Annotated in this window: 25 protein-coding genes; 15 read left to right on the top strand and 10 right to left on the bottom strand. The window is 61.9% G+C overall.

Features of this window, described 5'->3' with window-relative positions; genetic code table 11:
• Nucleotides 1-19: 19 nt before the first annotated feature.
• From GH983_RS15975 to GH983_RS15960, 4 genes are all read right to left on the bottom strand, one after another.
• On the bottom strand, nt 20-1,384 hold the full coding sequence (locus GH983_RS15975) for a BCD family MFS transporter (RefSeq protein ID WP_069043222.1): 1,365 nt from the start codon (nt 1,382-1,384) through the stop codon (nt 20-22).
• A gap of 11 nt (nt 1,385-1,395) precedes the next feature.
• Nucleotides 1,396-2,319, bottom strand: a complete 924-nt coding sequence (chlG, locus tag GH983_RS15970; protein WP_069043223.1) for a chlorophyll synthase ChlG — start codon at nt 2,317-2,319, stop codon at nt 1,396-1,398.
• Between the two features lie 61 nt (nt 2,320-2,380).
• Entirely contained in the window at nt 2,381-3,832 is a 1,452-nt protein-coding gene (ppsR, locus tag GH983_RS15965; protein WP_069043224.1) for a transcriptional regulator PpsR, read from the bottom strand.
• Entirely contained in the window at nt 3,829-4,611 is a 783-nt protein-coding gene (locus GH983_RS15960) for a cobalamin-binding protein (protein WP_054147801.1), read from the bottom strand. Before GH983_RS15960 ends, ppsR begins: the two co-directional genes overlap by 4 nt.
• Nucleotides 4,612-4,988: 377 nt before the next feature.
• On the opposite strand from GH983_RS15960, the gene bchF reads away from it, so the two are divergent.
• Genes bchF through idi form a run of 15 tightly spaced genes read left to right on the top strand, consistent with a single transcriptional unit; the run spans nt 4,989 to nt 21,341 of the window.
• Nucleotides 4,989-5,534 (top strand): 2-vinyl bacteriochlorophyllide hydratase, encoded by a 546-nt coding sequence (gene bchF, locus GH983_RS15955; RefSeq protein WP_082347538.1) that lies wholly within the window; start codon nt 4,989-4,991, stop codon nt 5,532-5,534.
• Nucleotides 5,531-6,835 carry a ferredoxin:protochlorophyllide reductase (ATP-dependent) subunit N gene (locus GH983_RS15950; protein WP_153762906.1) on the top strand — a complete coding sequence of 435 codons (1,305 nt, stop codon included), beginning with the start codon at nt 5,531-5,533 and terminating at the stop codon, nt 6,833-6,835. Before bchF ends, GH983_RS15950 begins: the two co-directional genes overlap by 4 nt.
• The gene (gene bchB / locus GH983_RS15945; protein ID WP_069043228.1) at nt 6,832-8,394 is read left to right on the top strand and encodes a ferredoxin:protochlorophyllide reductase (ATP-dependent) subunit B; all 1,563 of its coding nucleotides are present in this window, start codon (nt 6,832-6,834) and stop codon (nt 8,392-8,394) included. Before GH983_RS15950 ends, bchB begins: the two co-directional genes overlap by 4 nt.
• Nucleotides 8,366-12,139 carry a magnesium chelatase subunit H gene (locus GH983_RS15940; RefSeq protein ID WP_153762905.1) on the top strand — a complete coding sequence of 1,258 codons (3,774 nt, stop codon included), beginning with the start codon at nt 8,366-8,368 and terminating at the stop codon, nt 12,137-12,139. The genes bchB and GH983_RS15940 overlap by 29 nt, the downstream gene beginning before the upstream one ends.
• Nucleotides 12,136-13,065, top strand: a complete 930-nt coding sequence (gene bchL, locus GH983_RS15935) for a ferredoxin:protochlorophyllide reductase (ATP-dependent) iron-sulfur ATP-binding protein (protein WP_054147805.1) — start codon at nt 12,136-12,138, stop codon at nt 13,063-13,065. The genes GH983_RS15940 and bchL overlap by 4 nt, the downstream gene beginning before the upstream one ends.
• A 7-nt stretch (nt 13,066-13,072) precedes the next feature.
• Nucleotides 13,073-13,789: a magnesium protoporphyrin IX methyltransferase gene (gene bchM, locus GH983_RS15930; RefSeq protein ID WP_153762904.1), complete on the top strand. Its 717-nt coding sequence runs from the start codon at nt 13,073-13,075 to the stop codon at nt 13,787-13,789.
• Nucleotides 13,786-15,225, top strand: coding sequence for an MFS transporter (locus tag GH983_RS15925; RefSeq protein ID WP_083229670.1), 1,440 nt, complete (start codon nt 13,786-13,788; stop codon nt 15,223-15,225). The genes bchM and GH983_RS15925 overlap by 4 nt, the downstream gene beginning before the upstream one ends.
• Before the next feature lie 37 nt (nt 15,226-15,262).
• The gene (puhA, locus tag GH983_RS15920) at nt 15,263-16,042 is read left to right on the top strand and encodes a photosynthetic reaction center subunit H (RefSeq protein ID WP_153762903.1); all 780 of its coding nucleotides are present in this window, start codon (nt 15,263-15,265) and stop codon (nt 16,040-16,042) included.
• Complete coding sequence (gene puhB, locus GH983_RS15915; protein ID WP_054147808.1) at nt 16,039-16,713, top strand: photosynthetic complex putative assembly protein PuhB; 675 nt, start codon at nt 16,039-16,041, stop codon at nt 16,711-16,713. The genes puhA and puhB overlap by 4 nt, the downstream gene beginning before the upstream one ends.
• A gap of 10 nt (nt 16,714-16,723) precedes the next feature.
• On the top strand, nt 16,724-17,218 hold the full coding sequence (puhC, locus tag GH983_RS15910) for a photosynthetic complex assembly protein PuhC (protein ID WP_054147809.1): 495 nt from the start codon (nt 16,724-16,726) through the stop codon (nt 17,216-17,218).
• Nucleotides 17,215-17,520 (top strand): hypothetical protein, encoded by a 306-nt coding sequence (locus GH983_RS15905; protein ID WP_082347540.1) that lies wholly within the window; start codon nt 17,215-17,217, stop codon nt 17,518-17,520. The genes puhC and GH983_RS15905 overlap by 4 nt, the downstream gene beginning before the upstream one ends.
• A 56-nt stretch (nt 17,521-17,576) precedes the next feature.
• Entirely contained in the window at nt 17,577-18,626 is a 1,050-nt protein-coding gene (acsF, locus tag GH983_RS15900) for a magnesium-protoporphyrin IX monomethyl ester (oxidative) cyclase (RefSeq protein WP_153763626.1), read from the top strand.
• Nucleotides 18,627-18,636: 10 nt separating this feature from the next.
• Complete coding sequence (gene puhE / locus GH983_RS15895) at nt 18,637-19,536, top strand: putative photosynthetic complex assembly protein PuhE (RefSeq protein ID WP_153762902.1); 900 nt, start codon at nt 18,637-18,639, stop codon at nt 19,534-19,536.
• Nucleotides 19,536-20,753 (top strand): 5-aminolevulinate synthase, encoded by a 1,218-nt coding sequence (gene hemA / locus GH983_RS15890; RefSeq protein WP_153762901.1) that lies wholly within the window; start codon nt 19,536-19,538, stop codon nt 20,751-20,753. Before puhE ends, hemA begins: the two co-directional genes overlap by 1 nt.
• A gap of 54 nt (nt 20,754-20,807) precedes the next feature.
• On the top strand, nt 20,808-21,341 hold the full coding sequence (gene idi / locus GH983_RS15885; RefSeq protein WP_153762900.1) for an isopentenyl-diphosphate delta-isomerase: 534 nt from the start codon (nt 20,808-20,810) through the stop codon (nt 21,339-21,341).
• Nucleotides 21,342-21,520: 179 nt separating this feature from the next.
• Here idi and pufC read toward each other — a convergent pair whose 3' ends face one another.
• The 6 genes from pufC to GH983_RS15855 all read right to left on the bottom strand — a co-directional run bounded on the left by pufC (nt 21,521) and on the right by GH983_RS15855 (nt 25,407).
• On the bottom strand, nt 21,521-22,690 hold the full coding sequence (pufC, locus tag GH983_RS15880) for a photosynthetic reaction center cytochrome PufC (protein WP_054147814.1): 1,170 nt from the start codon (nt 22,688-22,690) through the stop codon (nt 21,521-21,523).
• Nucleotides 22,691-22,701: 11 nt separating this feature from the next.
• Entirely contained in the window at nt 22,702-23,667 is a 966-nt protein-coding gene (gene pufM / locus GH983_RS15875) for a photosynthetic reaction center subunit M (RefSeq protein ID WP_069043235.1), read from the bottom strand.
• 13 nt (nt 23,668-23,680) lie between these two features.
• Entirely contained in the window at nt 23,681-24,526 is an 846-nt protein-coding gene (gene pufL, locus GH983_RS15870) for a photosynthetic reaction center subunit L (protein ID WP_054147816.1), read from the bottom strand.
• Between the two features lie 99 nt (nt 24,527-24,625).
• Nucleotides 24,626-24,823 (bottom strand): light-harvesting antenna LH1, alpha subunit, encoded by a 198-nt coding sequence (gene pufA, locus GH983_RS15865; RefSeq protein WP_054147817.1) that lies wholly within the window; start codon nt 24,821-24,823, stop codon nt 24,626-24,628.
• 12 nt (nt 24,824-24,835) lie between these two features.
• Nucleotides 24,836-25,057, bottom strand: a complete 222-nt coding sequence (pufB, locus tag GH983_RS15860; protein WP_006724822.1) for a light-harvesting antenna LH1, beta subunit — start codon at nt 25,055-25,057, stop codon at nt 24,836-24,838.
• A gap of 116 nt (nt 25,058-25,173) precedes the next feature.
• On the bottom strand, nt 25,174-25,407 hold the full coding sequence (locus GH983_RS15855) for a hypothetical protein (RefSeq protein WP_054147818.1): 234 nt from the start codon (nt 25,405-25,407) through the stop codon (nt 25,174-25,176).
• Between the last annotated feature and the right edge of the window lie 2 nt (nt 25,408-25,409).

Below are 25,409 nucleotides of genomic sequence, written 5' to 3'. Positions count from 1 at the left end.
GGGCATCCGGCCTCAGGGTTCATTCTCCAGGCATGATAGCAGCGTCTTGAATCGGGGCTTGCGATCGCATCGACTGATGTCCGATACGCGTTGCGACGAGTGCCGACACGAGGAAAAGGCCCGCCTCAATCGAGAAGACCGCCGCGAAAGCATGTGCATCACTCGCCATCAGCCAGCGGCCGAGATCGAGCGCCACCGTTCCCAGGACGCCGCCGAGTCCAAAGGCGATAGCCTGTGCTGCACCCCAGACGCCCATCCGCATTCCGTAGTTGGATGTCCGGCCCTGTCCCGCAAGGATCATCATCGTGCCGACGGCTGCTACCGCAAAGGCGCCGTTGGTCGCGCCGAGCAGGAAGATGTTGAACTCCAGCGGCCAGAAGGGTGCGGCTTGCGTGGACAGCGCAAGGGCGCCCAAAGCCACTGCCGAGCCGAAGCAGCCCCAGGTGATGAAATGTCTCGGCAGATTGGGATAGTGTTTTCCAAGGAGCGCGCCCGAAAGCCCAACTGTCATCATGCCAAGCAGCACGCCGCCATGCTGGATGCCTGAGAGCGCCGTCGTTTCGCCCGGCGTCATGCCGAAGAGAAGGCCGGCATAGGGCTCAAGGATGAGGTCCTGTGTGGCGAAGGCCAGCATGGAAAGGAAGATGAACAGTGTGAAGAGTCGCGCCTCGCGGTCATCGAGTACGTCTCGCAAGCTTTCCCGGAAGCCCGCAACCGCGGGGCGCTCTTCCGATGCCCCCACCGTCGGTCGGGCCTCCATGCCCGCCACTCCGACGATGCCGATGAGGAAGGCAACCACGCCGGTCGCTGCCGTGACGGCGACCAGGCGCTCGTGGGAATAGGGATCGAGCTGCGCGCCAACGACGATGGATGTCACGATGATGCCTGTGATCATCAGCATCCAGGTGATCGTCGCGGCTGCTGCGCGTTTTTCGACTGCCGTCTTCATGGCGATCAGCGCAAGCAGAGATGTTCCAGAGGCGCCAATGCCGATGCCGATCAGGATATAGGCGACGATCGCTGCCATGATGCCGGCGAGAACCGACTGCTCGAAGAGAAGTGTCGTTGCAGCCGCGCCCGTTCCAGAAACGGCGAGGAGGGCAAGGCCGCCGAGGATCCAGTGTGTTCGGGATCGGCCGGTATCGGACTTGTGGCCCCAGATGGGGCGGGTGATCTGGACGCCGTAGTGCAGGCCGACCAGCAGACCCGGGATGACGGCGGCGAGACCGAGTTCGACGATCATCACCCGGTTCAGGGTCGAGGTCGTCAGCACCACGATTGCGCCGAGTGCTGCCTGGACGAGGCCCAGCCGGATGATCGCGAACCAGCCGAGGCCCTCGTCTGCGGAGCGGCTGGATTGGGGCTTGATGGCAAGCTGACGCATGATCGCGCTTTCTATCCGAGGGATGGCGCGGGGGGCGTCAGTGATCCGAGCGCCACAGCTGCCGCCATCATACCGGTGACATAGAGACCCACACCCACCGCCGAGTACCAGACCGCCTTGCCTTCGGGATCACGCAGGAAACGGATCATGCAGAGGAGTTGCAGGGCGAGAACGACGCCGACGAGGATTGCCCCTGTCTCTAGGCCGGCCTGTGCGAGCAGAAGGATGACGCAGGCCTGTGGGACGGCCATGACGAGGCAGGCAATCCGGGCAGCGTTGAGGGCGCCGTGCAGAACCGGCAGCGTGTCGACGCCCATCTGCTGATCGCCCTTGATCGATTTGAAATCATTCAGCGTCAGGATGCCGTGAGCGCCGACGCCGTAGAGAAGCGCAATCAAAAGGGTGCGGGTGGACGGCGCATGGCCGAGCGCTGCCGTCGCGGCCGTGATCCAGGGCAGGGTCTCATAACTCAGGCCGACAACGCCATTGCCGATCCAGCCATTTTGCTTGAAGCGGAAGGGTGGCGCGCTGTAGCCCCAGGCGAGCGCGAGGCCAACCAGAGCAGCGGCAAAGACGAGTGGTCCAAGAAATGCTGCAACGGCCATGGACAGAACGGACATGACTATTGCGATGGCCAGTCCCCATTGGCCGGGCATTCGGCCCGATGGAATGACCCTATGCGGCTCGTTGATCGCGTCGACGTGGCGATCGAACCAATCGTTGACTGCCTGGCTCATGCCACACAGCAGCGGTCCGGCGAGGAGTACGCCGAGCGCGATCGGAAACCACCGGTCGCCTATGCCAGCTCCCGAGGCAATCGCGCCACAGGCAAAGGCCCACATCGGCGGAAACCATGTAATCGGCTTCAACAACTGCACCACCGCCTTAGGCGACGGGTAGGAGGCTGCCGGGACATGGGAAGGGATCTGAGCCATGGGAGGAGGCTAGTCCGCACCCTGGGATGTGTCAACTAAAATTGACAGTCTTGATCGTCTGTCAGGCGTGACGATCGGAGCCGGGACGGTAGTCCTCAAGCCCGTGGCGCCGCAGCTTGATATAGAGGCTCTGGCGCGAAAGGCCTAGGATCTCCGCTGCATAGGCGCGGTTGTTGCTGGTTTGGTCGAGTGCCGCCTCGATGCAGATCTTTTCGATCACATCGAGGGATTCCCGGATCAGGTCCTTGAGCGGAACCTTGCCCACGAGTGCGGAAAAGCCCTCGGCCTGGTCGGACATGCCCGGAGACGGAATGGTCAGGCGCTCATTGCCCGTCTGCTGTGGGATCACGATCAACTGGATCGTGTTGCTGCTGGCATTGAGCCGGGCCGAGATGCTGACGGCGCTTTCGCCGGAAAGATTGTCGGTCAGGGTCGAGGTGAAGCCGCGAATGGACGGCTCGTCCAGGAGGCGCGTGTAGAGCACGCGGATATCGATGGCGGCGCTCGTGAACCAGGATCCGATGTTGCGGCCGAGAACCTGGGTCAGGGACGGCGCATGAATGAGGTCTAGAAACAGGGTATTGGCCGCGATGACGACACCTTCGGCATCCGTCAGCAAGACGGCCTCAGGCAGATCCGCAATCTCGACCCCCGTGCCGCCGACCGGCCGCTCCGTACGCTGGCGCTTGCTTTCCTTGTCCTGGTCGGCTGGCCAGATCGCCAGAAGAACATTGGTGATGCCGTTTTCCCGATAGGAGCGGATCGTGAGCGAAACGGGCTCGCCCTTGGCGACGCTTACGCCATCCACATTGACCGGATTGGGACTGTGGCGTGCCTCGCTGATCGCGTCTCCAACCCGATCGCGGTCTTCCTTGGCGAAGAGGTCGCGGATGGACTTGCCGGACAGGGGGGCGCCGGTCGAGGACAGAAGCGTGCTGGCAGCCGGATTGGCATCCAAAATCGTACGCCGTTCGCCATCGAGCATGACATAGGCGACGGTTGCGACCTTGAAAGCTGTCCGATAACGGGTCTCGGCTTCCTTCAGTTCGCGGTAGTCGGCCTCCAGTTCCATCTGCGTCTGGACGAGGCGCTGCTGGTCGAGCATCTGCTGGCGCAGCTCGCGGCCAACCACGATGGTATAGGGAAAGTCTCGGGCGGTGTAGGCGGAGTAGACGACCGGAAGATCGGGCTTCCCGCTGCACTTGTGGTTGACCTGGTAGCCGCGCAGGGGGCGGTGGCTGGTCTCTGCCGACAGCATGGAGTCGATCTTCGGGACCGACTCGATCGTCACGCAGTCCTGAAGCCGCTTGCCAACCGTCTTTGACAAGCCATAGTCGGCAAGATCCTTGTTGGTGAAATAGACTTGTGAGATGATCGAGGACTGGTCGACGAGCAGAACGACGTCTGCGCCGAGGCTCACCAGCGAGCCTATCGAATCCGGATCGAGCGTCTTCAACAGGCTGTCTGCAACCGCGAAGCCATCTGTACCGCTATGACCGTTCAGTGGCTTCATGGAGTGAGCCAATCGATTCCGCTGGGTGTAACCACTGCCGTTCGGCCGGCGGCGCTAGCCTGCTGGCTGATTCTTTCCAATTCATAGTAACTTTCGCAGATCTTAACGGCGGAGTAAACGCTGTCACAGATGCAGTCAATCCCCAAACCTACAAGAAAATCAACGGAATCCAGCGCTGCTGCGCCGCCGACGATGAGGGGTAGGCGCGGCCCGGGGCGAAGCTTGCGCACATCCTGAACCAGGGTCTTGAATTCTGTAGCAAGCCGGATGTTGCTCCAGCCGATGCAGGCGACATCCGCCTCTTCGACGGCACGTGCGAAGGTCGGCGTTCTCAAGGCCGAGGGCTCAAGCACCTCGCTTGTCCAGCCAAGGCTGTCGAAGAGCAGGCCAATCAGATGCGGCATCAGCGTATGCTGCTCGCCAGACGGCGTCATGATCAGCGCTGCGGGCGCATTTCGATTGCGATCGGCTTCCCGCAGGTCGAGCGACAGGGAGATTGCCAGCGCCTGCAGACGGGAGGTTCCTATTGTGACGTCGATGAAGTCGCAGTCATCCGAGACCCATTCCCGGCCGAGCAGGCGCGCGACGGTTTCCAGGAACAGAACCTTGACATAGTAGGGCCGGCCCCGCGGAAGTTCGTGGTCGAGAAACGCGCGCAGGGACGCCATGCGCGTGCGCGGGTGAAGAACGAGAATACGAAACTCAGCGAGCGCCCTTTCGTAGAGGCGATCGTGCTCCAGACCTCGGTCGTAACGTGTCGACAGCTTTTCGGCGGTCATCGAAGCCACCGTTCCCTCGATTAGGCGGCGGAGCTTCTCCCCGTCGCTTTGGGCTAGGTATGCTCTCTTGCCTTCCACGGCAACCCTTGTGAGCGGCTGCAGGCCCTCGCAATGCGACGGGGCCGTGCCATTTGGCCTCTCATTCATCCCTTGAAGTGATCCGTCCATCATCCCGCGCCGTGCTCCCCGCCCGCGAAACCGTTTCAATGCGGCGTCAGGCGTGGACGGCAGGCATCACGTCAGACGAGCAGGGGTACAATGTACTCACTTTTCATTTCTGTAAATAAAAATATACGTCAATCTAAGTTGACACTTCTGCTGTGGCGGGCGTAGTCTTGACCCAATCCGATTTCCTTTGGGAGGGGATGGGAGAAGGGATGACCGCCATGCGCATACCCACACCATCGGCATCAAGCCGAGCCCTTTACACACCGGACGAGCGCCGCAGGCGCGATGAAAGTGTCTGGACCTTGGTGCAGGGTATTCTTGCTCCCGTGCAGTTCTTTGTTTTCCTTGTCAGCCTCGGTCTGATCTTTCGCTTTCTGGCGACGGGTGAAGGCCTGTTTGCCGCCCAGGTGTCCATCGTCGTGAAGACGCTGACGCTCTATGCGATCATGATCACCGGCTCGATCTGGGAAAAGGTCGTGTTCGGCCGCTATCTGTTCGCCCGCCCGTTCTTCTGGGAAGACGTCTTCTCGATGCTGGTCCTGGCGCTGCACACCGCCTATCTCATCGCCCTGTTTGCCGGTTCGCTGACCTCGGACGCGTTGATGGCGCTCGCGCTTGCAGCCTATGTCACCTATGTGATCAATGCAGGCCAGTTCCTCTGGAAGCTGCGGCTTGCGAGGCTCGATCATGCCGAAAAGCTGAGATCGTCTGCTGCACTTGGCAATGGCTCCTCTCTGACTGGGGGCGCGTCATGAACCAGCCGCTCGTCTCTTGCGCGACACCTTCGGCCACCATCCGGCAGCGCGGCCAGCATGAAGTCTTCTGTGGTCTGACGTCCATCATCTGGCTGCATCGCAAGGTGCAGGATGCCTTTTTCCTCGTGGTCGGGTCGCGCACCTGCGCCCATCTCATCCAGTCCGCTGCCGGCGTGATGATCTTCTCCGAGCCGCGTTTTGCAACGGCCATCATGGAGGAGCGCGATCTCGCTGGCATGGTCGACATGCATGACGAACTCGACCGTGAAGTCGCTCGCCTGCTCGAGCGCCGTCCCGATATCCGGATGCTGGTGCTGGTCGGCTCCTGTCCATCGGAGGTCATTAAGTTCGACCTCAACCGCGCCGCCGAACGGCTAGACAAGCGTTTCGGCTCGAAGCCGCGCGTCCTTTGCTATTCCGGCAGCGGCATCGAAACGACCTTTACCCAGGGTGAAGACAATTTTCTCGCGGCTCTGGTGCGCGACCAGTCCGTGCATGGCGCAGGCGACAAGGTCGCCAAGCTCGTTGTCGCCGGCTCGGTTGCCGATGTGGTGGAAGACCAGTTTGCCCGGCTGCTCGAAGATCTCGGTTTGGAAGACGTCGTCTTCCTGCCAGGCCGCAGCAGCGAACGTCTGCCTCAGATCGGCCCCCACACCCGCTTCATCCTCGCTCAGCCCTATCTTGGTGCCACAGCCGCCGCACTCGAAAGCCTCGGCGCAACGCGCATCAATGCAATCTTCCCGCTCGGCGAAGAGGGTACCACGGCGTGGCTTAAGGCGATTGCCGATACGTTTGGCGTGTCGCCGGCCCGTTTTGCTGCCGTCACCGAAGCTCCGCGCCGCCGCGCGCTCGAAGCGACCGCGCATTACCGCAGTGCCCTCCAGGGCAAGCGTGTCTTCCTCTTCCCCGACAGCCAGATGGAGCCGTCTCTCGCCCGCTATCTCAGCCGCGAGCTCGACGCCACGATCATCGAAGTCGGCAGCCCCTATCTGCACCGCGAGCATGTGGCTGGCGAACTCGCCATGCTGCCGCCGGGCGTCTCCATTTCCGAGGGCCAGGACGTCGAGATCCAGATCGACCGTTGTCGCGCGGCAAAGCCCGACCTCGTCGTCTGCGGCATGGGGCTTGCCAATCCCTTCGAGGCGCAAGGCATTGTTACCAAATGGTCGATCGAATTCGCCTTCACACCGATCCAGGGCTACGAACAGGCCGGTGACCTCGCCGAACTCTTCGCCCGTCCGTTGACGCGCAAAGCCATGATCGCGGGCGACCGCTCCGGAAATCGGAGGGCCGCATCATGAAGCTCACCATGTGGACCTATGAAGGACCGCCGCATGTCGGTGCCATGCGGATCGCCGCCTCGATGAAAGGCGTGCATTACGTGCTGCATGCGCCGCAGGGCGATACCTATGCCGATCTGTTGTTCACCATGATCGAGCGTCGCCCCTCGCGTCCGCCCGTCACCTACACCACTTTCCAGGCGCGTGATCTCGCAGGCTCCACGGCCGATGTGTTCAAGACCGCCTGCCGCGATGCGGTCGAGCGCTTCCAGCCGGATGCGCTTCTGGTCGGCGCCTCCTGCACGGCCGAACTTCTGCAGGACGATCCGGCGGGGCTTGCCAAGACGCTCGATGTCGGTATCCCGGTCGTGCCGCTGGAGCTTCCTTCCTATCAGAAGAAAGAGAACTGGGGTGCGGCGGAGACTTTTTATCGGCTTGTGCGCAGCTTTGCCGGCGGTCGCGAGCGTCCCACTGAGATTGCCCCGAACAGCTGCAACATCCTCGGTCCTTCAGCCCTCGGTTTCCGTAACCGTGACGACGTCACCGAAATCTGCCGACTGCTTGCCGCGAACGGTATCGACGTGCGTGTCGTGGCACCCCTCGGTGCAACCGTAGCCGACCTCGCCCGCCTGCCGGACGCCGCCTTCAACATCGTGCTCTATCCCGAGATCGGCGAGAGTGCGGCGCGCTATCTGAAGAAGACCTTCGGCATGCCCTTCGTCTCGACCGTGCCGATCGGCATCGGCGCGACGCGCACCTTCCTTGCGGAGGTCCGAGCGCTAGCAGGCCTTTCGAACGATGAACCTGTCGGCGAGGCTGAGGACCGGGCAACCTGGTATGCCCGCTCGGTCGACAGCAATTACCTCACCAACAAGCGCGTTTTCGTCTTCGGTGACGCGACCCATGCGATCGCTGCTGCCCGTATCGCTGCCCGAGAACTCGGCTTCAAGGTCTGCGGCATCGGCACCTACATGCGCGAGTTCGCCCGCGAAGTGCGTGAGGCTGCGGAAGAGTTCGGCGTTGAGGCCTTGATTTCCGACGACCATCTCGATGTCGAGCAGGCCATCATCGACGCACGCCCGGAGCTTGTTCTCGGCACGCAGATGGAGCGCCACATCGCCAAGCGGCTGCGCGTTCCCTGCGCCGTCATCTCGTCCCCCGTGCATGTCCAGGATTTTCCGGCCCGCTACTCGCCGCAAATGGGCTTCGAGGGCGCGAATGTCATCTTCGACAGCTGGGTTCATCCGCTGATGATGGGGCTTGAAGAGCACCTTCTGCAGATGTTCCGGGATGACTTCGAGTTCAACGATCAGGCGCAGGCATCGCATCTGCATGCCCACGCCCCGGCAGCCGCGGCTGCTGCGACCGAAGTGGTCTCCGACGATGAGACGCTTGTGCTTGCCGAGGTGCCCGCCGATGACGCTGCCTGGACGCCAGATGCCGAGCGCGAGCTGAAGAAGATCCCCTTCTTCGTGCGTGGCAAGGCCCGCCGCAACACCGAACTCTTCGCCGCCCGCAAGGGCATCCGCCCCATCACCGTGGAGACGTTGTATGACGCGAAAGCCCATTTCGCCCGCTGACGCGACCCCGGTCCGGGTAGTGTTCGTGACACTCGACAATCATATTGTCGCAGCTGTCGATGATGCGCGGCGCAGCCTCGCACAAGACCTGCCGGGGCTCACACTCTCCGTGCATGCCGCAACTGACTGGAACGACAATCCAGCGAGCCTTGAAGCCTGCCGCGCGGCGATCCTTGGTGGCGACATCATCATCGTCTCGATGATCTTCGTCGAGGAGCATGTGCGCGCCATCGCAGACGTGCTGGAAGCACGCCACCTCGAATGCGACGCAATGGCCTGCTGCATGTCGGCTGGCACGATCATGAAATACACGACCATGGGTCGCTTCAAGATGAGCGAGGAGCAGAAGGGTCCGCTGGCACTCCTGAAGAAGCTCCGTGGAAAAAGCTCGCGTGGTGGCAAGGACAGCGGCCGCACCGCAGGCGAACGCCAGCTCGCCATGCTGCGCCGCCTGCCGCAATTGCTGCGCTTCATTCCGGGGACCGCGCAGGACGTGCGCAACTACTTCCTGACGCTGCAATACCGCATTGCGGCTTCGGACGAGAATATCGCCAACATGGTCCGCCTGCTTGTCGGTAAATATGCCAAGGGCGAGCGCAAGGGCCTCCAGGGCCGCATTACGGTTGGAGATCCGGTCGAATATCCCGACATGGGTCTCTATCATCCGGGCCTGAAGCCACGGGTCACGACTCAGCTCTCGAGCCTGCCGCACAAGGCGGGTGCGCGCGGGACGATCGGGCTTCTGCTTCTGAGAACCTATATCCTGTCTGGCGATACCGGCCACTATGATCGTGTCATCCGCGAGCTGGAACTGCGCGGTTTCAATGTCGTGCCGGTGTTCTCGAGCGGTCTCGACATGCGCGGCGCAATCGAACGCTTCATGACGCCAGCTGCCGGTGGTTCGCGCATCGACGCTCTCTGCTCGCTGACCGGTTTCTCGCTGGTTGGCGGACCGGCTTATAGCGATGCAGCTGCCGCTGCCCAGACACTTGCGGCGCTCGATGTTCCCTATTTCTCCGCGATGGTAACCGAGTTTCAGAGCAAGGAAGTCTGGTTTTCGTCGACGCAGGGGCTGACCCCGATCGAAACCACGCTGATGGTGGCAATCCCGGAACTCGACGGCTCCATCGGTTCCATGGTCTTCGGCGGTCGCTCTGACGCGGGTGGTGAGGCGAGAGCCTGCATCTGCTCGAGAGAGCTTGCCTCCTGCCCGTCCGGCAGGGCCTGCATGCAGCCCGATGACGAACGCGTCGTGCTGCTCGCCGATCGCCTCGCGGCCATGGTCGACCTGCGGCGCAAGGAACGTGCCGAGCGCCGTATCGCCATTGCGATGTTCAACTATCCGCCGAACAGCGGCAGCATCGGCACCGCCGCCTATCTCTCCGTCTTCGAGAGCCTGTTCGAGACCATGCGCCGGCTGAAGTCGGAAGGGTACGATGTCGACTTGCCCGCCGATGCCGAAGCGCTGAAGGACGGCATCCTTGAAGGCAATGCAGCTCTTTATGGCGTCGAGGCGAATGTCCACACGGTCATCCCCGTCGACCAGCATGTGCGCAATGAAAAACACCTCGCCGATCTCGAATCAAAGTGGGGACCGGCTCCGGGACGTGTTCTCAGCAATGGGCGTGGCATCTTCGTGCTCGGCCGCCAGTATGGAAACCTGCTGATCGCGATCCAACCGCCCTTCGGTTATGAGGGCGACCCGATGCGCCTGTTGTTCGAGGGCGGCTTTGCCCCGAACCATGCCTTTGCCGCCTTCTACCGCTATCTGCGCGAAACCTACCGCGCCGATGCCGTCTTGCATTTTGGCACTCATGGTGCACTGGAGTTCATGCCGGGCAAGCAGGTGGGCCTCTCTGCAGATTGCTGGCCGGATCGCCTCCTGGGCGCGCTTCCCAACTTCTATCTCTACGCCGCCAACAACCCGTCCGAAGGCACGATCGCCAAACGGCGGTCGGCTGCAACGCTGATCTCCTATCTGACGCCGCCGATCACGCATTCCGGGCTCTACAAGGGCCTGACTGAGATCAAGGGCAGCCTGGACCGCTATCGCAGTGCAGCGCCCGAGGCGCGCGTCGAGCGCGAGAGGCTGTTCCAGCTCATTCAGGTGCAGGCCGAGCAACTGGACCTAGGCAAGAATGGTATCGCGCTCGCCGAATCCGACGTGGTGCTGGCGCTCGTGGCCGAGGTGGCTGAAGTCGAATACGCGCTCATTCCGCACGGTTTGCACATTGCCGGTCGCGCAATGGAAGAGAACGAGCGTTTGGAAATGCTCGACCATGTCGCCGCCAACATGCCGCCTGCCGTGCGTCCGCACCTTCAGACTGAGTTGATCGCCGCGATCGCCAAGGGTGACGCCGCGACGATTACGCGGATGACGAAGAATGCCGTGGGTGAGCTCAAGGACAGTATCGACAAGCTGGTGACGATGAACCGCGAACTGGCGCACAACGGCGAGATCGATGGCCTCGTCAGGGCGCTGGACGGCCGCTATGTCTTGCCGTCGCCCTCTGGTGACCTGTTGCGCACGCCGGAACTGCTGCCAACCGGTCGCAATATTCACGGTTTCGATCCCTTCGGCATTCCGAGCGCCTTTGCCATCCAGGATGGCGAACGCCAGGCAGCGAAGGTGCTCGAACGCTATCTCGCGACCGATGGACGCCTGCCGGAAACGGTGGCCGTTGTTCTCTGGGGCACCGACAATCTGAAGACCGGCGGCGCGCCGCTGGCGCAGGCCATGGCACTCATGGGTGCGCGGCCCAGACTCGATGCCTATAACCGCGTCTGCGGCGCCGTTCTGGTGCCACTCGAAGAGCTCCAGCGTCCGCGCATCGATGCGGTCATGACGCTGTCTGGCATCTTCCGGGATCTCCTGCCGATCCAGGCGAGCATGCTGGCCGAGGCGAGCTATCTCGCAGCTGTCGCAGACGAACCGGTCGAGATGAACTTCATTCGTAAGCATGCGCTCGCCTATTGCGAAAGCCATGGCTGCGACATCGAGGCGGCGGCTTACCGAGTGTTTTCGAATGCCGACGGCGCCTATGGCTCCAACGTCAACATGCTGGTCGCCTCGTCCTCCTGGAGTGACGATGACGAGATCGCGCAGACCTACAGCAATCGCAAGAGCTTCGCGATCAACCGTCGCGGCAAGACCAGCGCGCAGGCCGAGGTCTTTGATGCGATGATCGGGCAGGTCGACATGGCCTACCAGAACCTCGATTCCGTCGAGATCGGAGTGACCACGATCGAGAACTATTTCGACACGCTGGGTGGCCTGACCAAGGCTGTCAACAGGGCCAAGGGTGGCGGTTCGCTGCCGGTATTCATCTCCGACCAGACGCAGGGCGAGGGACGTGTCCGCACTCTCGGCGAGCAGGTCGCGCTGGAGACACGGACACGCACGCTGAACCCGAAATGGTTCGAGGGCATGCTGAAGCATGGCTACGAGGGCGTGCGCAATATCGAGACGCAGGTAACCAACACATTCGGCTGGTCGGCCACGACAGGCGATGTCGATCCCTGGGTCTACCAGCAGATCACCGAGACCTTCGTGCTCGACACCGAAATGCGCGAACGGCTGGCCACACTCAATCCGGCTTCTGCCGCCCGTGTGGCCAACCGGCTGATCGAGGCGCATGAGCGCAACTATTGGCAGCCGGATGCAGAAACGCTCGCCGCTCTGAAACAGGCCGGTGAAGAATTGGAAGACCGTCTCGAGGGGCTGGTCAGGGAGGCTGCCCAATGAACATCTACACCCATGGCAAGATTGCCGAACGCGAGGCACGCATCGCCGAGAAGCTCCGGGAGCGCGCAGATGGCGAGGGCAGCGTTCAGGTGCATCTCGACCCGACGATGGAAATCGACGGCGCCAAGGTCTTCGCGGTCTACGGCAAGGGTGGAATCGGCAAATCGACGACATCGTCGAACCTCTCGGTTGCCTTCTCCATGCTCGGCAAGCGCGTGCTGCAGATCGGCTGTGACCCGAAGCATGATTCGACCTTCACGCTGACCAAAAGTCTGATCCCGACCGTCATCGACGTTCTCGAAAAAGTCGACTTCCATTCGGAAGAACTCCGTCCGGAAGACTATATGGTCGAGGGCTATAACGGCGTTCAATGCATCGAGGCGGGTGGTCCGCCGGCCGGCACCGGCTGCGGCGGTTACGTCGTTGGCCAGACGGTGAAGTTGCTCAAGGAGCATCATCTGCTCGACGACACCGATGTCGTGATCTTCGACGTTCTCGGCGACGTGGTCTGCGGCGGCTTTGCCTCGCCGCTGCAGCATGCCGAACGCGCGGTCATCGTCGCCGCCAACGACTTCGATTCCATCTTCGCGATGAACCGGATCGTCGCCGCCATCAAGGCGAAGTCGAAGAACTACGATGTGCGCCTCGGCGGCGTGATTGCCAACCGTTCGCGCGAAACGGACCAGATCGACCGCTACAATGCGGCGATCGGGCTGACGCGCCTCGCCCATGTGCCTGATAGTGACCATGTGCGGCTGAGCCGGCTGAAGAAGAGCACGCTGTTCGAGATGGGCGACAGCCCGGAGATCCTCGGCATCCAGAAGGAATACATGCAACTGGCCGAGCGCCTCTGGGCAGGCACCCCTGCGCTTGAGGCCGAGCCTATGAAGGACCGGGAAATTTTCGAATTTCTCGGTTTCGAGTGAGGTTGTCATGAGCCAGACCGATTACATCAGACGCACCGGCGAGATCGAACACTACTTCGACCGCACCGCGCTCGATGCCTGGAAGCGGCTGACCGGCGACCAGCCGGTGAGCGGCATTCGCGCCACCGTGCGCAAGGGGCGCGAAGAGATGCGTGGCACGCTTGCTTCGTGGCTGCCGCAGGACCTCACAGGCTGGCGCATCCTCGATGCAGGCTGTGGCTCGGGAGTTCTGTCCTTCGAGCTCATCGCACGTGGTGCCGAAGTCGTCGGCATTGATCTGTCCGCGCAAATGATCGCGCATGCCCGCCAGCGGGCGCATGACCTCGAAGCCGCCCATGGTCGTTTCAAGGGCTCCGTCACCTTCCACAGCGGCGACATGCTCGACCCACGTCACGGGCGTTTCGATGCCGTGGTCGCGATGGATGTACTGATCCACTACCGCCCGGCAGACGCCGTGCGTGTGCTTCACACTTTGGCCGAGCGCACCTCCCGCCAGATGATCTTCACGCTGGCCCCTGGATCCCGCCTGCTGCGGGCGATGCTTGCTGCCGGCAAGGTTTTCCCGCGCGGCAATCGTGCGCCGGCGATCTACCCGGTCGATCCAGCGCGACTTGTCGCACAGATGGTCAACCATCCGGAGTTTGCCCATTGGCAGGCCGGTCGCAGCCACAAGGTTGCCGTCGGCTTCTACACATCGCAGGCCATGGAGGTGATCCGGTCATGACGATCGCTGCCGCCAACCGCAAAATGATCTCGTTCTGGCAGAAGCTCGGAACGCGCTTCATGCCGTTTGCGGATGCGGCGTCGGCAGAGATGCCGTTGTCGAGGTTGTTGCGGCTGTCGCTCTTCCAGATCTCTGCCGGTTGCGTACTCGTCCTTTTGACCGGGACACTCAACCGCGTGCTGATTGTCGAACTCGGCGTTTCCGTCGCGCTCGTCTCGGCGGTGGTTGCCATTCCGGTTCTTGCCGCTCCGCTCAGGCTCCTCTTCGGTTTCCGGTCGGACACCTATAAATCGGTGCTTGGCTGGCGGCGTGTGCCCTATGTCTGGCTTGGCAGTCTGCTGCAGTTCGGTGGTCTGGCGATCATGCCCTTTGCGCTGCTGCTCCTGCAGTCACAGACCATCGGACCCGACTGGGCGGGCGCTGCGGGTGCGAGCCTCGCCTTCATTCTCACCGGCTTCGGCATGCACATGTCGCAGACGGCGGGTCTGGCGCTCGCCAGCGACCTCGTGCCCGAGGAAAAGCGCCCGCGCGTCGTCGCGCTTCTATACTTCATGCTGCTCACCGGCATGATCGGGGCCTCCAGCTTCTATAGCATCTTCCTGGTCGATTTTTCCCCGAAGGTGCTGATCCAGGTCATCCAGGGCACGGCGCTGCTCACCATCATCATCAACGTCATCGCCATCTGGAAGCAGGAAGCCCGCGACGTGCGCCGCTCGGCCGTTGACCGGGATCTGTCGAGCTTCTTCGATGCTCTCGACGATTATCGCAGCGCCCCTGGTGTCATGCGTCTGCTGCTCGCCGTTGCCATCGGATCGGCTGCCTTCTCGATGCAGGACATCCTGCTCGAGCCCTATGGCGGGGAAATCCTCGGCCTCACTGTCGGCGAGACGACGCGCCTGACCGGCATTTGGGCCTTCGGCACCATGGTCGGCTTCGCCTGGGCCGCCCGCAGCCTGCAGCATGGTGCTCAGATGTACCGGGTGGCGGCGCGGGGCTTGCTGATCGGTCTCGGCGCCTTCTCGGCCGTCATCTTCGCCTCGCCGCTCGGCGTTACCGCGCTCTTCCATCTCGGTGCCTTTGGCATCGGGCTCGGCGGCGGTTTGTTTGCCGTCGGCACGATGCTCGCCGCCATGGGTATCGCCGAGCGCTCGGACAGTGGTCTCGTCGTGGGCGCCTGGGGTGCCGTGCAGGCTACCGCCATCGGTGCGGCCATGCTGGCCGGCGGGGTGATCAAGAACACGATCAATTCACTGGCGCTCAATGGCTCGCTGGGTGACGTCATGATGACGCCGGCTGCTGGCTATCTGGTCGTCTACAGCTTTGAAATCATTCTCCTCTTTCTGTGCCTGGCGGTTCTCGGTCCACTGACCGGCCGGCGCTATCAGAGGGACTATCTGCAAGACATGCGTTTTGGATTGGCGGAGCTGCCCGGCTGATTGCCGGCAGATACGCTTTACACGGGAGGGTCTGGATATGACCGGGTCGCTGGTTGGGAATATCGATGTCGCACAAGTGGTGCTCTATGTGTTTTGGCTCTTCTTCGCGGGGCTGATCTGGTATCTGCGCCAGGAAGACCGCCGCGAGGGCTATCCGCTCGAAGAAGATGTCTCGGGCCGTTACAACAAGAGCCCCTGGCTCTTCGTGCCGCCGAAGAAGACCTTCATCCTGCCGCATGGCCAGGGCGTCCGGCATGCTCCTGACTTCAAGCGTGACGAACGCACCTTCTTGAGCCGCCGCATCGCGCCGGCCCCGGGCTATCCGATCGAGCCGGTTGGCAATCCGCTGCTCGCGGGCATCGGCCCCGGCTCCTGGGCCGAACGTTCCGACAAGCCTGACGTGACCGCCCATGGCGATGCCCGCATCGTGCCGCTCCGTGTCGCCGAAGGCTTCGGCCTTGCCGAAGGCGCTGCCGATCCGCGTGGCCTTGCCGTTCTCGGTTGTGACAAGCAGATTGCCGGCACCGTCAAGGATATCTGGGTCGACAGGGCCGAGCATCTGATCCGCTACTATGAGGTGGAACTCGCCGATGGCGGACGCACCGTGCTTTTGCCGAACAACTTCGTCGTCTTCCAGACCGGTCGCGGCAATGTCCGGTATCTCTACGTGCATGCTGTCACCGCCGCGCAGTTTGCCGATGTGCCAGCCACCGCTCGTCCGGAACTCGTGACCCTGCTCGAGGAAGACAAGATCGCCGCCTACTTCGGTGCGGGTCTCCTCTATGCGGATCGCTTTCGTCAGGAGCCACTGCTGTGAAACAGTTCGTCACACGAGAACATGAGATCGAGCCGCTGCCAGGCCTTCCAGGCGTGCCTCCGGCCGGCGAAGTCATTCTCTGGCAAGGGCGGCCATCGTCTGCCCTTGTCGCCCGCCATCTTTTGAAAGTCCGCTGGATCGTCGGCTATTTCCTGATCCTCGCCAGCTGGGCCGTGCTCGCCGGCTTGAACGATGGTCAACCTGTCGGCGGCATCGTCTTTTCGGTGGCTGTCCTGACCGCCTTGGCCGGGGTGCTGATCGGCATGATCGAGCTCTTCGCCTGGGCCGTTGAAAAGACGACCCTCTACACGATCACCACGGAGCGCATCGTCATTCGCTTCGGTGTGGCAATTTCGATGACGCTGAACCTGCCGTATCGGCAGGTCGACGGTGTGGCTCTCGCACGGCTCGGCGAAAAGGCGGGCATGATCGCCATTGCCCTTCTGCCAGAGCAGCGCCTGTCCTGGCTCATTCAGTGGCCGCATGTGCGGGGCTTCCGTTTCTCAAGGCCGGAGCCAAGCCTGATCTGCCTGCCCGACGCGGACAAGGTGGCGAATGTGCTGTCGGCCGCGATCGGCCAGTATCGTGGCGCGCGTGCCGAGCAGCCACGGATCATCATGCAAGAGACGGCCGGAAGCGCCATGCCGCCTTCCGTCGTTGCAGCCGAATAGGAGCCGTGTGATGGGATCGGCCTCGCATCTCGGTTACTGGGCGGACCGCAAGGGCAAGACGCCCAATCGTGTGCCTCGCGGCGTGTTTCTTGGTCTTGTCGGTCTCCTTGCGTTTACGGCAGGCGCAATCCTTTTCGGAACAACGACAGGGATCGGGCTGGTCAAGCAGCAGCAGGCTGCACCGATCGCCATCCGCGATCTCACCATCACCCGCACCACTTCAGATTTCGTCGTGGTGAGAGACGCTGCGACTGGCCAGGAGATTGCAAGCTATGCGCCACAGGCCGGTGGCTTTGTGCCAGGCTCCTTGCGTGCATTCGAGCGCATGCGCCAGGTCTCCAAGGTACCGTTCGATACGCCATACCGACTGATCAAGTGGGATGCGGGCGGACTGAGCCTGTCTGATACGGGCACCGGCGAGCGAATCTATCTCGATGCATTCGGCCCGGACAACGTGGCTGCATTTGAAGCCCTTCTGGGCTCACAGGGAGGAGAAAACCAATGAACCCGGTCTTTGCCTTGATGCGACGGAAGGAGACGGTCGATTGTACCGTTGAGATCAACAACACCTTCGAGGCGCTCGGTGCGCACTTACGGTTCGACAACGGCGTGGTGGTCCATCCCGGTGACGAAGTGCAGGTGCATGGCGCACCGGTCTCCATCCCCTATGGCTCCTGCCAGAATTTCCGCCGCAAGGCGACCATCACCCGGGCGGGTTTCCTGGAGCGGGCCTGGACCCGCGCAACCGGGGATCTCGACATGATGGAATTGTGCGAATTCAGCTTCACGGAGAGGGCACTGTCATGAACAACCATGTTTCGCCTGTTGATCTTGCCGATCACGAGCCAACCGTCGAAGAACGCATGGCCGGGGTCAGCGACACGACCCGCAGCGCTCTCGTCTCCACGATGCTGACACCGCGCTTCTACACCACCGATTTCGAAGAGATGGACAAGATCAATGTTGAGCCGGTGCGCGCCGAATGGGACGTGCTGATCGCGCAGATGAAGAGCGATCCGAACCGCGGGCACTTCAAGCGCAACGAACAGTGGGACGATATCGACATCGACGCCCTGCCGGACGATCTTCGCGAGGAGTTCATCGATTTCCTGGTTTCCTCGCTCACCTCGGAATTTTCCGGCTGCGTGCTCTACAAGGAGATGAAGCGACGCGGCAAGAACCAGGAAATCTGCGAGCTCTTCGGCTATATGAGCCGTGACGAGTCGCGCCATGCCGGCTTCATCAATGATGCGCTGAAGGAATTCGGCATCGGCGTGAACATGGGCTTTCTGGCAAAGGCGAAGAAGTACACCTTCTTCAAGCCGAAGTTCATCTACTATGCGACCTATCTCTCCGAGAAGATCGGCTATGCCCGCTACATCACCATCTTCCGGCATCTCGAAAAGCATCCGGACAAGCGCTTTCACCCGATCTTCAAGTGGTTCCGTGAATGGTGCAATGACGAATTCTCCCATGGCGAGGCCTTCTCGCTGATCATCCGCTCCGACAAGCGGCTGATGGAGGGCATGAACAAGTACTGGATCAAGTTCTTCCTGCTTGCCGTCTTCGCTACCATGTATGTGCGCGACCACATGCGGCCGGCCTTCCACAAGGGTCTCGGCGTCGATATCGACGACTACGACATGAAGGTCTTCCGGCTGACGAGCGAGATCTCGCGCCAGTGCTTCCCGCTCGTGCTCGATCTCGACAATCCGGCCCTGCATGAAGGCTTCCGCCGGATGGAGCGGATCAACCGCAAGGTCATGGCGGCTGACGCAAAGGGTGGCCTCTCGGGCAAGATCGCCAAGGGTTTCTGGTCGGCGGCCGCAGCGGTCAATTTCGTCCGGATGTATGCGATCCCGACCAAGTCGAACGCCATCCCGGCGACGTCCCGCCTGCAGCCGGTCTGGTGAGGAGATTGCCATGACCTTCACGCACCCGCTCGCTGTCGTTCTGGTCGCCATCTCCGTATGGTGGCTTTCGACCGGGCTGGTGCTCGCCATGGTCAACCGATCCGACGGGCCGCGGGGCAGGGGCCTTGTTCTGATGGGGCTGATGACCGTGATCGGCGCATTCGGTTTCGGGCTGATGCTCTGGGGCGCACAGGAGCCGACGGTGCTCGGCTCCTATGTCGGCTTCTTCGGAGCGCTGCTCGTCTGGGCTTGGCACGAGGCTGCTTTCCTGACAGGGCTACTGACAGGACGACGGACGGGTGAGTGCCCGCCAGGGCTGACCGGCTTCAGCCGATTCCGGGCGGCCTGGGAGGCAGTCAGCGATCACGAGATCGCCATTCTGGTGACCGCGATTGCCTTGTGGTTAACGCTCGAGGGATCGGCCAATCTCTTCGGGCTCGCCGCCTTCGGTTTGCTCTGGGGTATGCGGATCTCTGCCAAGCTGGTGATCTTCCTCGGCGCACCGCATGCCGTCAGCGAGCTGATGCCGAAGGGTATCCGCCATCTCAAAAGCTATTTCAAGACCGACCGGATGACGCCGCTGTTTCCGATCTTTCTGGCGATCGCGGCCGGCATCTTTGCCGTCCTCGTCGTCGGTGCCAACCGCGCGACACATGCGCATTCGGTGGTCGGACACACATTGCTCGCCACCTTCATGGCGCTTGCCATCGTTGAGCATCTGGTTCTCGTCCTTCCCGTCTCGGACACGGCGCTCTGGCGCTGGGCGATGGCGCGCCAGGATCGGGCCAATCTTGCCATCCGCCCTGCGGCGGACGGCGTTTCCGCACTCAAGGAGGGTGGGCCGGTGTCCGTGCCGCACACCTCCTGGACAGCAATTGCAAAAGACACGATCGGGAAGAGGAAAGACTGATGACTGTTTTCCAGCACATGGAAGAGGCGCTTGCCGGCCTGCATACTGCCGGCAATTACCGCGTGTTCGCGGATCTTGAGCGTCACTGCTCGGCCTTTCCGAAAGCCGCGTTTCACCATGGTGACGGGACGGCCCGCGACGTCACCGTCTGGTGCTCGAACGATTATCTCGGCATGGGCCAGAACCCGCTCGTGACGGAACGGATGATCGAGGTTGTGCGTAAGTGCGGCGCCGGTGCCGGCGGCACGCGCAACATCTCCGGTACCAATCACTATCATGTCCTGCTCGAGCAGGAGCTGGCGGACCTGCATGGCAAGGAAGGCGCGCTGATCTTCACATCAGGTTACGTGTCCAACTGGGCAGCGCTCGGCACGCTGCTCGCAAAGATCCCCGGCATCATCTGCTATTCGGACTCGCTCAATCACGCCTCGATGATCGAAGGCATCCGTCATTCCCGCTGCATCAAGCGGCAGTTCCGGCACAATGACTACAAGCATCTGCGCGAGTTGATGGCAGCGGACGATCCTGCCGCGCCGAAACTGGTCGCCTTCGAGAGCGTCTACTCGATGGATGGCGATATCTCGCCGATCAAGGAGATCTGCGATGTCGCCGACCAGTTCGGTGCCCTGACCTATCTCGACGAGGTGCATGCGGTCGGCATGTACGGGCCGCGCGGCGGTGGCGTGGCTGAGCGCGAAGGCCTCATGGACCGGTTGACGGTCATCGAGGGCACGCTCGGCAAGGCCTTCGGCGTCATGGGCGGCTACATCACCGGTCCCGCCGTGCTGGTGGATTTTGTTCGCTCGTTTGCGTCAGGCTTCATCTTCACCACCGCGATCCCGCCGGCGCTTGCCGCCGGGGCGACTGCGTCGATCCGCCATCTCAAGGAAAGCCCCTTCGAGCGCCATATGCATCAGGCGACGGTCGCGAAGGTCCGGCGGGCGCTCGACGTGCGGGGTATCCCGCACATGCACAACCCGAGCCACATCGTGCCCGTCATGGTCGGCAACGCGGCCAAGTGCAAATGGATCTCGGACGTGTTGCTCGACGACTTCGGCATCTATGTCCAGCCGATCAACTATCCCACGGTCGCCGTTGGCAAGGAAAGACTGCGCATTACACCGACGCCGCTTCACACAGACGCGGATATCGAACACCTTGCCGAAGCGCTCTGTTCGCTGTGGTCGAAATGTGCATTGGCCAGGGCGGTTGCCTGAGGATTACAAAAGCCGTATCGGCACGGCGCAGCCAGGAGTTTGGAGCCGGACAGGATGACGGACAGCATTTACATTCCGGCGATTGCCGGCGACGGATCGCTCTATCCGATCGAAAAGATGCAGGCGCATCTCGACGGACAGCTGCATCTGGCCGTGTCCGTCTTCGTCTTCGACGGTGACCTGTTGCTCATCCAGAAACGTGCATCGACGAAGTATCACTGCGCCGGACTCTGGGCGAATACCTGCTGCACCCATCCCCATTGGGACGAAACGGTCGAGGACTGCGCTGAGCGCCGCCTGACCGAAGAGCTCGGCTTTACCTTACCGCTCACGCGCCATCAGACCGTGGAATATGCTGCCGATGTGGGCCAAGGGCTGAAGGAGCACGAGCGTGTGACGCTGTTCAGCGCCCAGGTCGACAGCCGGACACTGCAGATCGCGCCTGTGGAAGGCGAGGTCGAGGAGACCCGCTGGATTGGCCCTCGTGAGCTGATGCGGGAGGTCCTAGAGCGTCCGCAGGATTTCACACCTTGGTTCCGCATCTACTTGCAGCGCTTTCCGGGCTTGAGTTTCGCTGAAGCTGCCTGATAACCCACACCGATCCCCCCATCTCTCCTCATCTCAAACATAGTCAGCATCGGTAGCCTGAAGGTTACCGACGCTGACTACGTTTGCTGTGGTGGTACTACAAGCAGACGGGCGAAACGCGCAAAAGGAAAGGGAGCCCGAGAGCTCCCCTTCCCCATGCGGCCCGCCTTGGGAGGCCGTCAATCGCTGGCGGTCTGGTTCTCGGCCGGTAGCACTGCAGCGGCCGTCTGAGAGGTTGTCTTCATCGGCAGTGCACTGCTCTGCTCTGCCGGTGCCATCCGTTGGGTCACGCCCGGCTGATAGGTCGTGAAGTCCGGCACCGTGATCGGGCCCTTCTTGGCCAGGGAGTCGACATAGTCCTGGAGCATCGAGACACCGTAGAGCGGCTTCTGCACACCGGCATGGCAGGTTGCGCAGCCGACCTTGAAGACATCGCCTTCCGGTCCCTTGCGGGTGTCAGGGAAGACCGGCGTCAGGCCAACCATGTAGTTGGCGTTGATGTCGCGGGTCATGCGGATGCCGTGCCAGGCGGTTACGCGCTGCGGTGGGCTTTCATCCCAGGCATTGAAGGCTCTGGAGTTGTGGCAGGTGGTGCAGTTCACGCCGAGCGATTCCGACATGTGCATCATCAGTGACCAGGTGGCTTCGGTTTCCTTCGTCCCGGCGAGGTTGGTGCCGGTCGGCAGAGCCGTCGTCGAATGAACACGGATCTGCTCGGCTTCGAGAAGGTAGTCCTTCAGCACGTTCTGTGGCAGGGACGAATTGCCTGCGAACTTCGCCACGACATTCTGGCCCGCGCGGTTCTGGGTCATGCCGCCGGCCGGCTTGGGCTCCAGATCCTCGTACCAGTAGTTGGCGGGGATCGCCTGGCCACGGTGACAAGTGTAGCAAGTGGCGCCAACCTGACCGACATGGGCAGTCCAATCGACATTGATCGCCTGAGTCATCTGGATCATGCGGCGGGAGACAACTTTCTGGTAGACCTCGTCGGATGCGAGGTTTTCCGGATTATGGCAGTAGTTGCAACCCACTTCAGGCGCGATCCATTCGGTGATCGAGGCCATGAACTGGTTGAACTGGTCGTCCGAGAGATCGCCGAGGATCTGCACATTTTCGTAGATGTCGCCTGCCCTGTCGCCCGCGGGGTCAGCTTCCCATGGGGCTGGCGGCACGACGTTCGCCAGCTTCAGCGCTTCCTGCTTTTCGACATCCCGGTGGACATACATACCGGTGCCGCGAAAGCCGATCTGTTCGCTCTCGACGGGCGGAGCATCCCAACCGGCGCCGACGAAGCTTGCGATCGTCAGCAATGAACCGGCGGAGACGGCGAAGGGAATCCAGAGTTTCATCGTCGTTCTCCTCAAAGCGCCGGGTCGACGACGCCGGGATAGCCCGGCAGCGGGGACACGATCCCGTGGTTGATGCCCCAAAGGTACCAGTTGTCGACAACGGTGCCTGTCAGCAGGATGCCGATGCCGCCGGTGATCGGGGTCAGAATGGCGAACCACCAGGCCCAGCGGTGGACAGATTCCATGGTGGCGTTGAAGCCCATGGTCCATCTCCAGAAGAGGGCTGCGCGTTCGGAAGCGGTGCCGCGATCGGTGATCTGTTCCAGTTCGCGTTCACCACCATACTTGCCGACGGCCAGGATCGTCGCGCCATGCATCGCAAAGAGCAGCACGGAGCCGTAGAGGAAGACGATCGAGAGGCAGTGGAACGGATTGTAGTAGAGGTTGCCGTAGCGGATCGAGAAAGCAGCCGTCCAGTCGAGATGCGGGAAGATGCCGAAGGGCACGGCTTCCGAGAAGTTGCCCATCAACAGTGGACGAATGAAACCGAGCACCAGGAACAGCCAGATTGCGGCTGCAAAGGCCCAGGCTACATGAGTCCCCATCTCCAGCTGGCGTGCCCGACGATAGACGCGCACCCACCACAAAAGGACCGACATGGTCAGGAAGAAGCCTGCGATCAGCCACCAGCCACCTTCCGCGAGCGGCGGCAGGACCTTCAGGCCGTATTGTGCAGACGGCGGTTCGAGCCCCAGCCAGAAGAGCTGCCGTACGAACTGGATCGGATCCCAGCCGACCGAAGCCAGCATGTTGAGGCCGATGATTTCGAAGGCGATCAAGCCGAAGACCAGCGACAGTGTGCCGAGCCAGCCGAGATAGATCGGTCCGATCTGGGCATTGCCGATGATACCGAACAGGCGGACGAAGATCGGTTTGCCGGTGCGCGGGCTGTCGCCTGCGGGAAGGGGCATGCCTTCTTCCGCTGGACCGCTGACCTGGATCGGCGTGATGATGTTTTGATATTGCGCTAAGAACATGGTCCGGTCCCCCTCAGTTCCAGATCGGCAGCGTCAGCCACCAGTTCCACCATTGCGGCCAGCCCTGGTTCCAGAACGGTCCGCTGATGACGATGCAGACGGCGCTCCAGAAGCCCGCGTTCAGCGCCAGGATCAGGCCGAGGCGGTGGATGCCCAGCGTGCCGATCGAGTAGCCGATGATGTCGCGGAAGAATGTGTCTTCGTATTCCGGCGTCTTCACCTCTGCCTGCTTTCCGGCTTCGGTGATCGATGAACCTGGATTGGCAGCGGACAGGATGAGGCCACCATGCAGGGAGAGCGCCAGCGTCGTGGTGAAGAAGAAGGTCACCGCGATCATGTGCGCTGGATTGTAATGGAAGTGCAGATATTGGTAGCCGACGTTCGAAACCCAGTCGAGGTGGCTGAAGATGCCGTAGGGAAAACCATGTCCCCAGGCGCCGAGCAGCAGCGGACGGAAAACGACGAGCGTCGCATAGGCGAAGATCGCGACGGAGAAGGCAAAGGGTACGTGGTAGCCCATGCCGAGCTTGCGGCAGATCTCCACTTCACGCAGGGCCCAAGATATGAACGCGCCCAGCGCGCAGACGGTAACTATCTGCCAGAGGCCGCCTTCCTTGAGTGGCGCCAGCGCTAGACCGTAGGACAGGTCGGGTGGCGCGATCGAGATCCGCCAGATGTTCCAGGTCGGACCGATGGCCGCGCCATAGACCAGAAGTGCAGTCCCGAGGATCGCGAAGAATGCCGTGGTGACGCCGAAGAACCCTACATAGAAGGGTCCTACCCAGAAATCGAAGAGATCGCCCCCGAGCAGTGTCCCGCCTCGTACGCGATATTTGCGTTCAAAACTCAGCAGCGCCATGTTCGTTTCCTCCAGAGGTGATCAGCCAGGCGGCGTTGTCGGGTCATGCCGTTTGGCGGCGGGCGAGACCGAGGTGCCGCCCGCTGCCGTCTTGGTTCTTCAGCCAATGAGCCGGAAATCCACGCCTTCAGAGTGGGACTGCTCGACAGAGCTGGTCGTGAGGGGCTTGCCCTCGAACCAGTTGTAGCGGTCCGTGCTCAGCAGGATGAAGTGGATCAGGATCGCTAGCGTGAACAGGAATACAGACAGTGCAACCAGCGCCTTGCGCGGGTCGAACATAAGCCAGACTCTCCACATATCGCGTCCTCCTCAGGTCAACATCGGCAGAAGCGTGAGAGCCGTCTGGTTAATGCCCTCGAGAGAGCTGTAACCTTCCGGACCCGGGATCCAGGGACGCCACATCCAGACCAAGATATGCGCGACGATGGCAATCGCCGTGAATATCATGAAGCCTTGGATGAAGAATCCATGGACCTCGCGCGCTTCGCTTTCGGTCAGACCCGAAAGTGAAACATTTGATGTTTCAGCCATCAAATTCACCTCCTAGTCTCGAACACCGCGGCGCCCCCGCGGCGGGGTTTCGGGAGGTCTTTGAAAAGACCTGCCGGGTTTCTGCCGGTGTCGAGAACACCGGCAAAGGGATCGGGTCACGCGTGGAAGGCGTAACCGGCAGCTGCATAGGCCGAGGAGCGAGCCTCGGCGAAGATCGATTGAGCTGGCCGCTCGGCGGCCTCTTCCGCATGGCCGGTCATGCGCGACGCGACGGCCGCGAACAGGCAGAGCGGATAGAGGAGCAGGTAGAGGCGCCGCATGTTCTGGCGCTCGGACTGGCGGTCGCGATGTCGACGCAGGTCCTGATCGGATCGGGTTGCAGTGACCATGG

This window comes from Agrobacterium sp. MA01, from assembly GCF_009650195.1.
Taxonomy (GTDB): Bacteria; Pseudomonadota; Alphaproteobacteria; order Rhizobiales; family Rhizobiaceae; genus Allorhizobium.
Note: the sequence above shows the minus strand (reverse complement) of the source record. Positions and strands in the feature narration are given on the sequence as shown.

Excerpts from the sequence above, each read along its gene's own strand:
- GH983_RS15975 (WP_069043222.1), bottom strand. The coding sequence starts at position 1,384 with ATGCGTCAGCTTGCCATCAAGCCCCAATCCAGCCGCTCCGCAGACGAG.
- chlG (WP_069043223.1), bottom strand. The coding sequence starts at position 2,319 with ATGGCTCAGATCCCTTCCCATGTCCCGGCAGCCTCCTACCCGTCGCCT.
- ppsR (WP_069043224.1), bottom strand. The coding sequence starts at position 3,832 with ATGAAGCCACTGAACGGTCATAGCGGTACAGATGGCTTCGCGGTTGCA.
- GH983_RS15960 (WP_054147801.1), bottom strand. The coding sequence starts at position 4,611 with ATGACCGCCGAAAAGCTGTCGACACGTTACGACCGAGGTCTGGAGCAC.
- bchF (WP_082347538.1), top strand. The coding sequence starts at position 4,989 with ATGACCGCCATGCGCATACCCACACCATCGGCATCAAGCCGAGCCCTT.
- GH983_RS15950 (WP_153762906.1), top strand. The coding sequence starts at position 5,531 with ATGAACCAGCCGCTCGTCTCTTGCGCGACACCTTCGGCCACCATCCGG.
- bchB (WP_069043228.1), top strand. The coding sequence starts at position 6,832 with ATGAAGCTCACCATGTGGACCTATGAAGGACCGCCGCATGTCGGTGCC.
- GH983_RS15940 (WP_153762905.1), top strand. The coding sequence starts at position 8,366 with ATGACGCGAAAGCCCATTTCGCCCGCTGACGCGACCCCGGTCCGGGTA.
- bchL (WP_054147805.1), top strand. The coding sequence starts at position 12,136 with ATGAACATCTACACCCATGGCAAGATTGCCGAACGCGAGGCACGCATC.
- bchM (WP_153762904.1), top strand. The coding sequence starts at position 13,073 with ATGAGCCAGACCGATTACATCAGACGCACCGGCGAGATCGAACACTAC.
- GH983_RS15925 (WP_083229670.1), top strand. The coding sequence starts at position 13,786 with ATGACGATCGCTGCCGCCAACCGCAAAATGATCTCGTTCTGGCAGAAG.
- puhA (WP_153762903.1), top strand. The coding sequence starts at position 15,263 with ATGACCGGGTCGCTGGTTGGGAATATCGATGTCGCACAAGTGGTGCTC.
- puhC (WP_054147809.1), top strand. The coding sequence starts at position 16,724 with ATGGGATCGGCCTCGCATCTCGGTTACTGGGCGGACCGCAAGGGCAAG.
- GH983_RS15905 (WP_082347540.1), top strand. The coding sequence starts at position 17,215 with ATGAACCCGGTCTTTGCCTTGATGCGACGGAAGGAGACGGTCGATTGT.
- acsF (WP_153763626.1), top strand. The coding sequence starts at position 17,577 with ATGGCCGGGGTCAGCGACACGACCCGCAGCGCTCTCGTCTCCACGATG.
- puhE (WP_153762902.1), top strand. The coding sequence starts at position 18,637 with ATGACCTTCACGCACCCGCTCGCTGTCGTTCTGGTCGCCATCTCCGTA.
- hemA (WP_153762901.1), top strand. The coding sequence starts at position 19,536 with ATGACTGTTTTCCAGCACATGGAAGAGGCGCTTGCCGGCCTGCATACT.
- idi (WP_153762900.1), top strand. The coding sequence starts at position 20,808 with ATGACGGACAGCATTTACATTCCGGCGATTGCCGGCGACGGATCGCTC.
- pufC (WP_054147814.1), bottom strand. The coding sequence starts at position 22,690 with ATGAAACTCTGGATTCCCTTCGCCGTCTCCGCCGGTTCATTGCTGACG.
- pufM (WP_069043235.1), bottom strand. The coding sequence starts at position 23,667 with ATGTTCTTAGCGCAATATCAAAACATCATCACGCCGATCCAGGTCAGC.
- pufL (WP_054147816.1), bottom strand. The coding sequence starts at position 24,526 with ATGGCGCTGCTGAGTTTTGAACGCAAATATCGCGTACGAGGCGGGACA.
- pufA (WP_054147817.1), bottom strand. The coding sequence starts at position 24,823 with ATGTGGAGAGTCTGGCTTATGTTCGACCCGCGCAAGGCGCTGGTTGCA.
- pufB (WP_006724822.1), bottom strand. The coding sequence starts at position 25,057 with ATGGCTGAAACATCAAATGTTTCACTTTCGGGTCTGACCGAAAGCGAA.
- GH983_RS15855 (WP_054147818.1), bottom strand. The coding sequence starts at position 25,407 with ATGGTCACTGCAACCCGATCCGATCAGGACCTGCGTCGACATCGCGAC.